The organism is Flavobacterium sasangense DSM 21067 (assembly GCF_000686885.1).
Taxonomy (GTDB): Bacteria; Bacteroidota; Bacteroidia; order Flavobacteriales; family Flavobacteriaceae; genus Flavobacterium; species Flavobacterium sasangense.
On record NZ_JMLU01000004.1, the window covers coordinates 172,864 to 186,325 of the forward strand.

The 13,462-nt window shown below is 32.5% G+C and carries 13 protein-coding genes; 9 read left to right on the plus strand and 4 right to left on the minus strand.

Annotation, left to right across the window (positions count from 1 at the left end):
* Positions 1-3: 3 nt before the first annotated feature.
* Complete coding sequence (menD, locus tag BP92_RS0105190; protein ID WP_026725078.1) at positions 4-1,656, minus strand: 2-succinyl-5-enolpyruvyl-6-hydroxy-3-cyclohexene-1-carboxylic-acid synthase; 1,653 nt, start codon at positions 1,654-1,656, stop codon at positions 4-6.
* Positions 1,657-1,733: 77 nt separating this feature from the next.
* Here menD and BP92_RS0105195 point away from each other — a divergent pair, with 77 nt between their 5' ends.
* Positions 1,734-2,228, plus strand: a complete 495-nt coding sequence (locus tag BP92_RS0105195) for a GNAT family N-acetyltransferase (protein WP_026725079.1) — start codon at positions 1,734-1,736, stop codon at positions 2,226-2,228.
* A gap of 59 nt (positions 2,229-2,287) precedes the next feature.
* Here the strand turns inward: BP92_RS0105195 and BP92_RS0105200 are convergent, their stop codons facing one another.
* The 3 genes from BP92_RS0105200 to BP92_RS0105210 all read right to left on the minus strand — a co-directional run bounded on the left by BP92_RS0105200 (position 2,288) and on the right by BP92_RS0105210 (position 6,970).
* Positions 2,288-2,881 (minus strand): glutathione peroxidase, encoded by a 594-nt coding sequence (locus tag BP92_RS0105200; RefSeq protein WP_026725080.1) that lies wholly within the window; start codon positions 2,879-2,881, stop codon positions 2,288-2,290.
* 90 nt (positions 2,882-2,971) lie between these two features.
* The gene (gene ccsA / locus BP92_RS0105205; protein ID WP_026725081.1) at positions 2,972-6,130 is read right to left on the minus strand and encodes a cytochrome c biogenesis protein CcsA; all 3,159 of its coding nucleotides are present in this window, start codon (positions 6,128-6,130) and stop codon (positions 2,972-2,974) included.
* Between the two features lie 108 nt (positions 6,131-6,238).
* Complete coding sequence (locus tag BP92_RS0105210; RefSeq protein WP_026725082.1) at positions 6,239-6,970, minus strand: biotin--[acetyl-CoA-carboxylase] ligase; 732 nt, start codon at positions 6,968-6,970, stop codon at positions 6,239-6,241.
* A gap of 85 nt (positions 6,971-7,055) precedes the next feature.
* Here BP92_RS0105210 and rsfS point away from each other — a divergent pair, with 85 nt between their 5' ends.
* The 8 genes from rsfS (at position 7,056) to BP92_RS0105250 (ending at position 13,147) form a co-directional block, all read left to right on the plus strand.
* A complete protein-coding gene (gene rsfS / locus BP92_RS0105215) occupies positions 7,056-7,427 on the plus strand; it encodes a ribosome silencing factor (protein WP_026725083.1) in 372 nt (123 codons plus the stop codon).
* A gap of 8 nt (positions 7,428-7,435) precedes the next feature.
* Positions 7,436-9,379 carry an ATP-dependent zinc metalloprotease FtsH gene (gene ftsH / locus BP92_RS0105220; protein ID WP_026725084.1) on the plus strand — a complete coding sequence of 648 codons (1,944 nt, stop codon included), beginning with the start codon at positions 7,436-7,438 and terminating at the stop codon, positions 9,377-9,379.
* A 107-nt stretch (positions 9,380-9,486) separates the two neighbouring features.
* Positions 9,487-10,092 (plus strand): LUD domain-containing protein, encoded by a 606-nt coding sequence (locus BP92_RS0105225; protein WP_026725085.1) that lies wholly within the window; start codon positions 9,487-9,489, stop codon positions 10,090-10,092.
* Positions 10,093-10,094: 2 nt separating this feature from the next.
* The gene (locus BP92_RS0105230) at positions 10,095-10,901 is read left to right on the plus strand and encodes a phosphatidate cytidylyltransferase (protein WP_026725086.1); all 807 of its coding nucleotides are present in this window, start codon (positions 10,095-10,097) and stop codon (positions 10,899-10,901) included.
* A complete protein-coding gene (locus tag BP92_RS0105235) occupies positions 10,891-11,544 on the plus strand; it encodes a phosphatidylserine decarboxylase family protein (RefSeq protein ID WP_026725087.1) in 654 nt (217 codons plus the stop codon). Before BP92_RS0105230 ends, BP92_RS0105235 begins: the two co-directional genes overlap by 11 nt.
* Positions 11,545-11,547: 3 nt before the next feature.
* Entirely contained in the window at positions 11,548-11,829 is a 282-nt protein-coding gene (locus BP92_RS0105240; protein WP_026725088.1) for an acyl-CoA-binding protein, read from the plus strand.
* Between the two features lie 12 nt (positions 11,830-11,841).
* On the plus strand, positions 11,842-12,615 hold the full coding sequence (locus tag BP92_RS15830; protein WP_316929525.1) for a superoxide dismutase: 774 nt from the start codon (positions 11,842-11,844) through the stop codon (positions 12,613-12,615).
* Positions 12,616-12,628: 13 nt separating this feature from the next.
* Entirely contained in the window at positions 12,629-13,147 is a 519-nt protein-coding gene (locus tag BP92_RS0105250) for an STM3941 family protein (protein WP_026725090.1), read from the plus strand.
* Positions 13,148-13,462: the final 315 nt, after the last annotated feature.

Here is a 13,462-nt window from a genome sequence, read left to right on the forward strand (position 1 = left end):
ACTTTACTTCAACCCTCTAAAAAACTCCAATAAAATCCCATTATTCTCTTTTTCTGGTGTGAAAACTTCTAAAATACTTGGTTTTTCATTTTGATTTAGGAAAGCTGAATATTGTTGCTGTAATGTAATTTCATCATTCGCTTCAAAATAATCTAATCCATACATTTTAGCTAAATGTGAAGCGTTCAAGTGATGTGAAGTTTCAAAATAGGTGTTAAACGTTTCCGTTTCTTGATGTCCGGGTAAAATTCTAAAAATACCACCACCGCTGTTATTCAACAAAATGATTTTGAAGTTTTTTGGAATGTAATTGTTCCATAAAGCGTTGCTATCGTATAAAAAGCTGATATCACCTGTAATCAAAATCGTTGGTAAATCAGACGCAAATGCAGCTCCAATGGCGGTTGAAGTACTTCCATCAATTCCACTAGTACCACGATTGCAAAAAACTTGTATGCTTTTGTCTAAATCAAATAACTGTAAGTAACGTATCGCCGAACTATTGCTCACTTGTAACTGACTGTTTTTTGGCAGGCTTTGGCAAATAAAATCAAACACTTTAAAATCTGAAAACGGAATTTTTGCAGTGTATTCTTGATGTTTCACTACTCTATCATTCCAAATAGCTGAAATATTAAATTTATATGTGCTTTCAATCGAATTTTCAGTCAATAACTGACTCAAAAACGTATTAATTTTAGTTTCAAAGTGATTCGTAAGTGCTCCAAAAGTATTATACGCTCTTAATTCATCCACATGCCAATGATGTGCTGGTTTGTATTTTCGCAAGAAGGCTTTGATACGTTTCGAAACAACCATTCCACCAAAAGTCAACAAAATTTCAGGTTGAAACGTTTTGAAATCATCCTCCGTAAATGGTGTAATCAACGTATCAATCTGATCGATGAAAGTTGGGTGATGTAAATTCGATGTTTTTTCGGTTAACACAACAACACTTGGATCATTTGCTAAAATATCTAAATATCTTTGTTCTACTAAATTTGGAAACAACTCTCCTACTAAAACTAATTTCTTAGTCGCTTTATTCCAAGTTTCTACAGTTGAATTTCCTAAAGAGAACGTTTTGCTTTCAGTATTAAAATCAATAATTTCTGGTTTTACTTTTAATTCGGAAACTATTTCATACAATGGTTCTTCAAAAGGCGCATTGATATGAACTGGTCCTTTTTGGGTAGCCGCAACATGCAACGCCATTTGAATGTGATTGTCGTTTTCAGCAGAGGCATCTTCACGTAAATTCGCATTGTACAAAGAATGATTTTCCAATACATTTTCTTGACGAATCGTTTGACCGTCACCAATATCAATCTTGTTTTGTGGTCTATCCGCAGAAATAACAACTAACGGAATTTGGCTATAAAAAGCCTCAGCAATTGCAGGATAATAATTCAACACTGCAGAACCTGAAGTACAAACTACAGCAACAGGTTTCTGAATTTGTTGGGCAATTCCCAAAGCAAAAAATGCGGCACAACGTTCGTCAGCAATACTGTAACATTTGAAAAACAGATTTTTAGTAAATCCAATTGTCAAAGGTGCATTGCGCGAACCTGGTGAAATTACGATATGTTGGACTCCTTTTTGTTGGCAAATTTCGATAATGCTTTGCGCTAAAGGAATTTTTGGATACATCATTTTTAAAAATAACTGAACTACAAAGTTACGAAGTTGAAAAGGTTTTTAGTACTTTTACTACGTAATTTCTTTGCCAAATGGAGATAAAAATTAGAGACTATAAAATAACAGATTGCCCAGCCATTTTAGACATCATCAACGATGCTATTTTGAATTCGACCGCTTTATACGATTACAATGTGCGAACTTTAGCCACACAAGAAGCTATTTTTGAAGAAAAGCTTCAGAAAGGTTTTCCTGTGACTGTTGCCGAAATGAATAATGAAGTCGTAGGCTTCGGTTATTACAGCGAATTCCGATTCAGAGAAGCGTATAAATTCACGGTAGAACATTCGGTTTATGCGAATAAGAATTCTATTGGGAAAGGCATCGGAAAATTATTATTGACCGAATTAATCGAAAGAGCTAAAAAGCAAAATCTCCACACGATGATTGGCGTTATAGATTCAGAAAACACAAACAGCATCGATTTTCATAAGAAATTTGGTTTCGAAGAAGTTGGCTTTATAAAAGAATCAGGTTATAAATTTGACCGATGGTTGCATTCGGTTTTTGTTCAAAAGATATTATAAAAAAAAGTGTTCAGTATTCTAAAAAAGAACAAACTGAACACTATATACTGAATACTAAACTATTTCCCTTCAATCCAATTTACGATTTCTGCATCAGTTGGCAACGTTCTTGGTGAAACTACTTTTACTAACTCGCCATTTTCATTGATTAGGTATTTTTGGAAGTTCCATTCTACTTCACTGTCCTGTAATCCGTTTTTAGCTTTTTGTGTTAAGAATTGGTACACAGAATGCATATCACCACCTTTTACCGAAATTTTAGCCATCATAGGAAACGAAACGCCATAATTTTTTTGACAAAAAGTTGCAATTTGTTGATTAGTTCCTGGTTCTTGTGCTCCAAAATTATTAGCTGGAAAACCTACAATTACGAAGTTTTTGTCTTTGTATTTTTCGTAAATCGCCTGTAATTGTTCGTATTGCGGGGTTAAACCACATTCTGAAGCCGTGTTAACTACTAAGATTTTCTTTCCTTTTAGTGTTGAAAAATCGAATGAATCTCCACTCAAATCTTCTACTTTAAACTGATAAATGGTTTCTTTTGCCATAGGTGTTGTGGTTGCTGTTGCGGTAGCTGTTTGCTTTTTTTGTGCCTGATTTTGACAACTAAAAAGCAATGCTGCTACTGAAAACAAGGTTAGTAATTTTTTCATCTCTTTTTTTATTTCAAATTTAGGATTTTAAAACGCAATTTTTGATAAACATTTCTTAAAAAAAATGGCCGCTTATTAGCGACCAAATTCTTATTTTTTATAATACTTCTTATATGGAAAGTAAGCTATTACCGATATTACTAAGACAATTGCTAAAATTACAAAGTAATAGGTTACGTTTTGTTTCTCTCCTGAAGCGTAACTATGTAAACCACTCAAGTGGAAATTTACCCCAAAATACGTCATTAAAATAGAAGCGAAAGCTAAAACGCTCATTACGTTATAAATCCATCTTCCTCTTAATGCCGGTACAAAGCGCGCGTGAATTACAAATGCATACACCATAATACTGATTAACGCCCAAGTTTCTTTTGGATCCCAACCCCAATAGCGTCCCCAACTTTCGTTAGCCCATTGTCCTCCAAGGAAATTCCCTATGGTTAACATGACTAAACCTACTGTTAGTGCCATTTCGTTAATGTATGTGATTTCGTCGATGCTTAATTTCATTCTTTCTTTGTTTTTTTCGTTTGTGAAAATCATCAAGAATAACGAAACTAAACCTAAAACCATCGCTAAAGTAAATGGTCCGTAACTCGCTACGATTACTGCAACGTGAATCATTAACCAATACGAATTTAAAACCGGTTGTAAGTTTCCGATTGAAGGATCCATCCAATTCCAATGTGCAATCATCAAAATCATTGAAGTTACAAAAGCAGTTGAAGCTACCGTAAGTTTCGAATCTTTCCCGAAAGCTAATCCAAAGAACATCGTTGCCCAACCCACATAAATCATACTTTCATAAGCATCACTCCAAGGCGCGTGACCTGAAATGTACCATCTTACAATTAAACCTGCTAAATGCAAAATGAAAAACAACCCTATTAATCCATGAAAAAGATTAATAATCGTTCGGATGGCTTTGGAATTTTTGAAAATTTGTACAATACAGAAAGCTAACATTAAAACACCAGCTAGCATATACATATAATATAATCTCTTGAAAACATCATATTTATTATACGTAATTTCAGAATTGATTTTACTTTCCGAAAGCATTACGGCTTTTCCGTATTTTTTTTGGTATTCGGTTAGTCCTTTTAAAAGGCTATTTGGTAGTTCGTAATTTTTACTTTGAGATGCTTTATCTAAAGCATTCAAATAAAATGGCATTACATTTTTAATCGAATCTAAAGCGGTTCCTGTTGGTTGGTTGATTTCTAAAAACGAAACCCATTTATTCGATTTATCACCTGGAACTGGGAACACTTTCAAAATTTGTCCACTTAAAGCCGAATATAGAAGGTTTACTTTTTTATCTGCTTCAATAAAATCTTTTTGAAATTGATTTGGAACTGGTTCTTTGTAAGCGGCTTCTAAAACTTTAGCCAATTTATAACTTCCAGTTTCATCGAAAAAGGCTACTAAAGGTGCGTATTTTGCTTCTTTTTCTACACCAATTAATTTACGAATACTGTCATTTCCTCTTTTTAAATAGATAATTGGCAACGAATACCAATACTGAGGATATTGCGTCATCGATAAAAACGCTTGATCGGAATTCATTCCTTCATACGTATCACTTTTTGATACTTTACGAAGTAATTCAGATGAAAACGTATTAATAGGCTTCATACGACCACCATCTTGAATTACGATTTTTCCAAATTCATTGGCATGGTCAGCTGAAACTTCGTATTTCTTTAACAACTTCAGAATTTCTTCTTTACTAGGTTGGTGATTGTGTTGTTGTGCAAAAGTTAATGAAGAAAATAAAATCAAAAACACGCTCAATAAACCTGCTCTCTTAGCTTTCACTTTTTCTAATTTCTCTTTCAAACTACTGAAACGACTATTTTTTGTAAACAAAATTGCCATCAAACCAAAATACAACAAGAAATAACCAATGTAAGTTATCCAAGTTCCCCAGAAATCGTGACTTACGGATAGCTGTGTTCCTTTTTCGTCTGGATCAAATCCAGCTTGAAAGAATCTAAATCCTCTATAATCTAAAATATGATTCATGAAAACACTATCTTTAAATGTTTTTCCTTGTTCAGTATCCGCCACTTCAATTTTACTTTTGAAAGCCGAATAACTATTTTCAGTTCCCGGATATTTATCCGCGATAAAATCATCTAATTTTACTGTAAAAGGCGTATTGTAAATTTTACTTCCAAAGAAAAGTGTGAATTCTAAATCGCCAATCTTAACACTTTGCGGAACTCCTTGCTTTCCTCTCGAACCCACTAAAGTTAAGATTTCTTCTTTTCCTTGTGTTTTGATTTTAACTTTCAAGGCATCATCGGTTTGTTTGTCTTTGAAATCGTTATTCGATTTGAAAGTCAATTCTCCTTTGATAGCTGGTTCTGGAAATACAAATTGCGCTCCACCAATATTATATAAAGAACGTAACATTAAAGGTTGCACAGAATCTTTCACAACTTTTCCTTGCAATTTATCTGCCATTCGCATAAAATCACCTTCAAAAGGCGTTTGAATTGTGTAGGCTTCTGCAATTTTAGTAATGTTAATTGCACCTTCTGTATATTTATTGAAAGCAAAAAGCACGTTGTGTAAGTTTTGAACTTCACCTTCTTTTAAATAATGTTCATGGCGTGTTCCTCCACTCGACTCTACCATTTTAATCATCAACTGTCCGGTTTCAGATGGAACAACCGTTTCAGTAGCGTTCATAATGAATTCTTGATGTTCTACTTCAAATGGAATACCACTGAATTCACCACTCATTGAGAAATCGTTACTTGCAAAAGCATTCAAAAAAGCATCATCTTTAACTTCTGGAGCTAAATACAATCCTTTTTCAAAAGTTTTACGACGTATTTGCCCTTCGTGATCTCCATCCACTAAAACCGTTAAATAAGGTTTATCTGAATAAATCATATTAGAAGATTCGCCTTCTCTAATTGGCATCATTCCTTCGTAACTAATATAACGCGTAACAAAAGCTCCAACTATAATTAGAATAAAAGAAAGGTGTAAAATTAAAGTCGCCCAATTTTCTTTTTTGTGTAATTGATAACGTTTTATGTTACCTAAAAAGTTAATGATAAAAAACACCATGATAACTTCAAACCAAACAGCGTTGTAAACAACAACTCTAGCAGTATCAGTATTATAGGCATCTTCAATAAAAGTTCCAGCTGCCATGGCAAAAGCAAAAAGAATAAACAAAACAGCCATTAAGCGTGTGGAAGATAACAGGGATAGTATTTTTTTCTCCATGAGATATATTAGGAATACGTTTTTTTTTAATTGGCACAAATGTACTTAAAAACAAAAACTTTTTAACGAAGTTTAACAAAGGTTTGAGGAATTTATAACAGAATGATTTTAGTACAACATTTTTACTTCTTTCACATCAAAAAATTGAACAGAATCATCCTCTAGTAAGACAGCTAATTTTCCTTCTTGCGTAACTTCCTGAATCTTACCAACAAAACGATTTCCAGCAACCGATTCAAAAGCAGAAACTACATCTTTCTTAAACAAAATTTGATGATAGGCATTCCAAAAATGCGTTTCTCCTAAAATTGGCAATTGTTTTAAATTGAATTCCAACTGATTTGCAATAGAAATTAGCATCGTTTCTCTATCAAAAATTTTATTTTCCAACAAAAATAAAGAAGAAGCTTGAGGCAAATTTTCGAACTGAGATTGATTTACATTCAAACCAATCCCGATTATCGATTGTACTTCGCTTGAATTTTTGAACGTATTTTCGATTAATATGCCACCAATTTTCTTATTTTCTGACAAAATGTCGTTTGGCCATTTGATGACAAAATTTAAATTACTAACTGATTTTAAAGCTTCAACAATACTCAAAGCTATGATAATATTCAATGTAAAAAGACTCGTAATCCCCTCAACTCTTTGATTATATAAAACACTAAAAGTTAGATTCTTACCTACTTCAGAAACCCATCCAGAACCTCTTTGACCTTTACCTTCTGTTTGCGATTCGGTACTTACAACCGTGAAATTTTCACAACTTTCTTGAGCCGAAAGTGCTTTTAAAAAACGGTTGGTTGAATCTATGGCATCGAGTTTGATTATTCTCATAATTTAATAACAAAATTTAATCTTATGTTAAGGTTCAAAAATAATCACAAAAAATGATACCTTTGCATAAATAGAAAAATAATAAATGGCGAAGAAGCAGATTAATAATGATGATTTATTAGCAAACATCATCAAAGGGATTGAAGAAGTAAAAGGAGAAAATATTGACATTCTTGATTTAAGAGAAATTGACAACACGGTTTGTGACTATTTTGTAATTTGCAATGGAAATTCAAATACACAAGTAAATGCAATCGTAGGATCAATACAAAAAATCGTTTCTAAAGAGTTAAAAGACAAACCATGGCATGTTGAAGGTGCTGAAAATGGAGAATGGGTTTTAATGGATTACGTAAACATTGTAGTACACGTTTTTCAAAAACACATTCGTGAATACTACCGAATTGAGAGTTTATGGGGTGATGCAAAAATCACTACCATTGAATCAAAATACTAAAAAATTTTATGGCACAAAATAATAATTCTGGATTTAAGTTTAGTCCGTGGATGAGTATTGTACTTGTCTTGACTATTTTTTTTACGATAAGTTTATTTACCAAAGGAATTGATTTAAGCAATCCTGCGCCTACAACATTATCAAAATTCTACCAATTTTTAGATAAAAATCAGGTACAAAAAGTGGTGTTTACCAATACTAAAGCTACTGTCTATTTAAAGAAAACAGCTTTAACAGATAAAACACATGACAAAGTAAAGAATGATGTTTTAAACAAATTAAACACCAAAGGTCCTCACTATTTCTTTGAAATTGGTGATTTAAAAACCTTTCAAGAAAATTTACAAAAAGCATCAAACGAAGGTAAACTTTCAGAATATGAAAAAGAACCAGAAAGCATGTGGGGCGAACTTATCTCAATGCTTTTACCAATTGTAATATTGATTGGGTTGTGGATTTTCATGATGCGAAGAATGTCAGGTGGTTCTGGAGGTGGCGGAGGTCAGATTTTTAGCATCGGGAAATCGAAAGCTAAATTATTTGACGAAAAAAATGACACAAGAGTAACATTTGAAAACGTTGCCGGATTAGAAGGAGCTAAAGAAGAGATTCAAGAAATCGTAGAATTCTTGAAAAACCCTGAAAAATATACTTCAATTGGAGGAAAAATTCCAAAAGGAGCTTTATTAGTTGGCCCTCCAGGAACAGGGAAAACTTTATTAGCAAAAGCCGTTGCTGGTGAAGCTAAAGTACCTTTCTTCTCATTATCAGGTTCTGATTTTGTGGAAATGTTTGTGGGAGTTGGAGCTTCTCGTGTTAGAGATTTATTCAAACAAGCCAAAGAGAAATCACCATCTATCATTTTCATTGACGAGATTGACGCTGTGGGTAGAGCTCGCGGAAAAAACAACATGACAGGTGCCAATGACGAAAGAGAAAACACATTGAATCAATTATTAACTGAAATGGATGGTTTTGGAACCAATTCAAATGTAATTGTTTTAGCTGCAACCAACCGTGCTGATGTTTTAGACAAAGCTCTATTACGTGCTGGTCGATTTGACAGACAAATTTATGTAGACTTACCAGATATTAGAGAACGTAAAGAAATTTTTGAAGTACATTTAAAACCTTTGAAAAAATCAGAGGAATTAGATACTGAATTTTTAGCAAAACAAACTCCAGGATTCTCAGGTGCTGATATTGCCAATGTTTGTAACGAAGCAGCTTTAATAGCAGCTCGTAAAGACAAAAAAGCAGTAGATAAACAAGATTTCTTAGACGCAGTAGATAGAATCATTGGTGGTTTAGAAAAGAAAAATAAAATCGTAACTCCTGAAGAAAAGCGTGCTATTGCGATTCACGAAGCAGGTCACGCAACAGTAAGTTGGATGTTAGAGCACGCTGCACCTTTAGTAAAAGTAACAATTGTTCCTCGAGGACAAAGTTTAGGTGCTGCTTGGTATTTACCAGAAGAAAGACTGATTGTACGTCCAGAACAAATGTTAGACGAAATGTGTGCTACTATGGGAGGTCGTGCTGCTGAAAAAGTAATTTTTAATAAAATTTCAACTGGAGCGTTGAGCGATTTAGAGAAAGTTACACGTCAAGCAAGAGCAATGGTAACCATTTATGGATTGAATGATAAGCTTGGAAATATCACTTATTACGATTCAACAGGACAATCGGACTATAATTTTTCAAAACCATATTCAGAAGAAACAGCAAAAGTTATCGATACTGAAATTTCAAAATTAATTGAAGAACAGTACGACAGAGCGATTCATCTTTTGGAAACCAACAAAGAAAAACTAACTCAATTAGCTGATATTCTGATTGAAAAAGAAGTAATTTTTAAAGATGATTTAGAAACCATTTTTGGAAAAAGACCTTTTGATAAAGAAGTTACTACAACTCCTGAAAACACGGATGAAAAGACAATTTCAGAATAAGTAACTTATCAACAAAATAATATTAATAAAAATCTTAGTTCTGTATGTAAAGAACTAAGATTTTTTTTATCTTTGATTTTCACAGTTAAAAAACCTACTAAAGATACATGAGTCTTTTTAGAAAATTTTTTGGTACATCTTCTGAGGAAGAGGACAATGACAAAAAACAAGAAGTCAAAAGTCCTTATTCTCCAGATACTACATTGCCAATAGACGAACAGTTTACTTTCAATTTCAAAGAAAATGGAGGTAAATTTATTTATTGTGAGAATTTAGATGAGATTGCAGAGAATTTTGAAAATATTTTAGCAGAGAATGATTGGTTTGAGTGTAACACACAATGTTTCGACAACCGATTACTTTATTTACTAAACGACAATAAATTAACTTACGATAATTCATCAACTCCTGTGTTTTTTCTTTCTTCTTGTGAAAATTTAATTGCTGATGAAGGCTCGATTCTATTCTCTTCAAATCAGTTAAAACATTTTAAACCAAATGAGTTGCCTACCAACATGATTGTTTTTGCTACAACTAGTCAAATAGTAAATAGCAAAAGTGATGGGATGAGACGAATTAAAAGTACACACGAAAAAAATTATCCTTCCAATATTACTGCTATAAAATATTTTGAAGAAGTAAAAGAACAGGATTTTCTTCATTATGGAAGTTGCCACAAAAATCTTTACCTACTTCTTTTAGAAGATTTATAATAATGAATGAAACGCTAAAAAGAGCATTATCTGGAGCCGTTTATGTTGTATTACTTTTAGGCTGCATTTCTTATTCTAGGGAGGGTTTAGCAATTCTTTTTGGCGCATTTTTAGTCATTGGAGTTTACGAATTCTGTAAAATGTGTGGATTAAATTACTACATCAGTATTCCAATTGCTGCAGGCTCCTACTATTACTTATGGAACAAGAATTCTGACTTAAACTTAAATACCGCTTTAACCACAATATCTATTGTAACTTCAATCAAATTGTTACTCTATTTATTTAATGCTAACAAGTCTAATTTTAAAATTTATACAAGATATTTCTTGTTGTTTGGTTATGTAATTCTTCCATTCATCTTAACAAATTATGTGGCAATGGGAGTTAAAGGTTATAATCCTAAAATTCTAATTTCTATCATTGTTTTAATTTGGACTAACGATACCTTTGCCTACTTAGTTGGGAAAAACATCGGAAAGAACAAACTTTTCCCAAGTGTTTCTCCTAAAAAAACCATTGAAGGTTTTGCTGGTGGTTTGGTCTTTACCATTATTGGTGGTGTTTTATTAGCGAATTATTACATAATGGCTTCTACCCTATTTATTTGGATAGTCATTGCCGCTATTGTTAGTATTTTCAGCACGTTAGGCGATTTAATTGAATCTAAATTAAAACGCGTAGCTGGAATAAAAGACACTGGAAATATAATGCCTGGTCACGGAGGTATTCTAGATCGATTAGATAGTATTATATTTGTAATTCCATTTATTAATTTATTTTATTTAATTTTATACTATGTTTCATAAAGAAGGCGCTAAAATCATTTTCATTACACTGCTTATAGTAGTTGCTATTATTTTCTTAACCGATGCATTTGTTGATATAAATTGGTTACGAACACTTTTATACTTATTTGCATTAGTAATTTTAGTTTTAGTTTTACAATTCTTCAGAAACCCTACACGTGTTGCTGATAATAGTGACAATCACATTTTGGCTCCAGTAGATGGAAAAGTGGTAGTTATTGAAGAAGTATTTGAACCTGAATATTTCAAAGACAAACGTTTAATGGTTTCTATCTTTATGTCACCTATTAACGTGCATGTTACACGTTACTGTGTAAACGGAATCGTTAAATACAGCAAATATCATCCAGGAAAATATTTAGTAGCTTGGCATCCAAAAGCAAGTGAAGAAAACGAAAGAACTACTGTTGTTATTAATAATAGAGTTTATGGTGAAATTTTATACCGCCAAATTGCCGGTGCTTTAGCAAGACGTATTGTAAATTACGCTCAAGAAGGTATGCGTGTAGTTCAAGGTAAAGATGCAGGTTTCATCAAATTTGGTTCAAGAGTTGATATTTACTTACCATTAGGAACTGAAATCAACGTAAAACTAGGCGATAAAGCTATCGGAAACAAAACCGTTATTAGTAAAAAAGCATAAAGAATGAGCGAAAAGGATATCAATACTTTATTTGACGAAGCATTTGCTAACGCACAATTAATTCCACAAGAATCAGTGCCCCAGGATATGCAACTAGTACTGTATGGTTTGTATAAACAAGCTACATCCGAAACTTCCAATCCTTTATTGTTTCAAAATCCACAAGATTTAAGAAATGCTTTCAAGTTAAATGCTTGGATGCAAGTGAAACATCTGAAACCAGATGATGCCAAAGCAGAATACATCAATATCATCAATCAATTACTGAAAGAACGTAATTTATAATCCGCATTACAAATGAAAAAGTCACTATTGATTTTGGCTTGTATATCATTTATGATGACGAGCTGTAGAAAAGAAAACGAACTTGAAGAAGTTAAAATTCCTGACCCAGAAGTAGAAACTAAAATTTCAGCTTTAGGAAATCCAGCTGATGTAAAAATTACAGAAGGTGGAATCTTTCAAATGCGCGGATTAAAATATGCCTACGATGACTTACAACCTCACATAGATGGTCGTACAATGGAAATTCATTATTCAAAACATCATTTAGGTTACGCAAACAAACTAAATAAAGCCGTAATTGGTTCTGATTTAGAACTTAAAACTGTTGAAGACATTCTAAAAAACTTAGACGTTAACAATAAAGAAATCCGAAATAACGCCGGCGGTTACTACAACCATAATTTATTTTTCGAGATTTTAAACCCAAAAGGTGGTGGAACTCCTAAAGGCGCTTTAGCCGAAGCTATAACTACAGAATTAGGCTCGTTTGACAACTTACAAAAACAACTTACCGAAGCTGCAGCAGGGCAATTTGGAAGTGGTTGGGCATGGTTAGTAGTAACCCGTGACGGAAAATTAGCCGTGACTAGCACCGCTAATCAAGATAATCCACTAATGCCAAACGCTGAAGTTAGAGGTACTCCCATTTTAGCCATTGATGTTTGGGAACACGCTTACTACTTACACTATCAAAACAAACGTAATGAATATTTAACCGCTATTTTCAATGTAATCGATTGGAATGTTGTAAATATTAAATATGAAACGGCAGTAAGTAAGATTTAATTTTAAAACTAAAATGTCTAATAAAGAAATTAAATATAAATTTTCTCCTTTCGCAGTAATTGTAGGTTTGATTGTTTTTCTTTTTCTTTTCACAATATTAGGAATTATATTAGTGTCACTATTGAGTGTAAAAGCATACTTAGCAGTTTTTTTTCTAGGATTTTTACTTTTCATAATATCTAACGAAGCTATTCCAAATCTTTTTCGATTTTCCAAACATTTAATCAAAAGTGAACCAGCACTTATCTTAACCGAAAAAGAATTAATTGATAATGTAAACAATGTGATTTATCCTTGGACAGATATAAAAAAAATAAAATATCAATTGAATTACCCTGCAAATTACATTTCAATTGAAGTCAAATCTCCATCCTTGTTTTTAAAAAAAGAAACAAATTCATATAAACGTTTGATTATGAAATTGAATGCTAAATATTTCAATGGAACTTTTTCTTTAAAACCTATGCTCATTAGTTGTAATAAAAGAGAACTTGTAGAAAATTTATATCTTTATTTAAAACAAAACAGTTAAATTATCTACCAACTAAGCCGAGAGTATCACTAGTTAACGCAAACATAATTTATATATATCAAAATCAAGTTTAGCAAAAGCTAGACTTTTTTTTTACAAAAAAGTAGCAAAAAAATGCGTTTTAGTAAAAATATGCAGAAAAACTACAGCAAGCACTCCAATAAAACCTCTTAATTTTGATCTATCTAAATTTGAATGCTTTCAAAACTGCATTCCTTACTTAAGTTTTGAAATGTTAGTGGTAATTTAAGGGGTTAAAGTATGTCACTAACAATCTTTGCAACGATGAAAAATTGATTGCAAAAAACAAAGTAC

What these genes read in the sequence shown, in the direction of transcription:
- menD (WP_026725078.1), bottom strand. Translation starts at nt 1,656, where the DNA reads ATGATGTATCCAAAAATTCCTTTAGCGCAAAGCATTATCGAAATTTGC.
- BP92_RS0105195 (WP_026725079.1), top strand. Translation starts at nt 1,734, where the DNA reads ATGGAGATAAAAATTAGAGACTATAAAATAACAGATTGCCCAGCCATT.
- BP92_RS0105200 (WP_026725080.1), bottom strand. Translation starts at nt 2,881, where the DNA reads ATGAAAAAATTACTAACCTTGTTTTCAGTAGCAGCATTGCTTTTTAGT.
- ccsA (WP_026725081.1), bottom strand. Translation starts at nt 6,130, where the DNA reads ATGGAGAAAAAAATACTATCCCTGTTATCTTCCACACGCTTAATGGCT.
- BP92_RS0105210 (WP_026725082.1), bottom strand. Translation starts at nt 6,970, where the DNA reads ATGAGAATAATCAAACTCGATGCCATAGATTCAACCAACCGTTTTTTA.
- rsfS (WP_026725083.1), top strand. Translation starts at nt 7,056, where the DNA reads ATGGCGAAGAAGCAGATTAATAATGATGATTTATTAGCAAACATCATC.
- ftsH (WP_026725084.1), top strand. Translation starts at nt 7,436, where the DNA reads ATGGCACAAAATAATAATTCTGGATTTAAGTTTAGTCCGTGGATGAGT.
- BP92_RS0105225 (WP_026725085.1), top strand. Translation starts at nt 9,487, where the DNA reads ATGAGTCTTTTTAGAAAATTTTTTGGTACATCTTCTGAGGAAGAGGAC.
- BP92_RS0105230 (WP_026725086.1), top strand. Translation starts at nt 10,095, where the DNA reads ATGAATGAAACGCTAAAAAGAGCATTATCTGGAGCCGTTTATGTTGTA.
- BP92_RS0105235 (WP_026725087.1), top strand. Translation starts at nt 10,891, where the DNA reads ATGTTTCATAAAGAAGGCGCTAAAATCATTTTCATTACACTGCTTATA.
- BP92_RS0105240 (WP_026725088.1), top strand. Translation starts at nt 11,548, where the DNA reads ATGAGCGAAAAGGATATCAATACTTTATTTGACGAAGCATTTGCTAAC.
- BP92_RS15830 (WP_316929525.1), top strand. Translation starts at nt 11,842, where the DNA reads ATGAAAAAGTCACTATTGATTTTGGCTTGTATATCATTTATGATGACG.
- BP92_RS0105250 (WP_026725090.1), top strand. Translation starts at nt 12,629, where the DNA reads ATGTCTAATAAAGAAATTAAATATAAATTTTCTCCTTTCGCAGTAATT.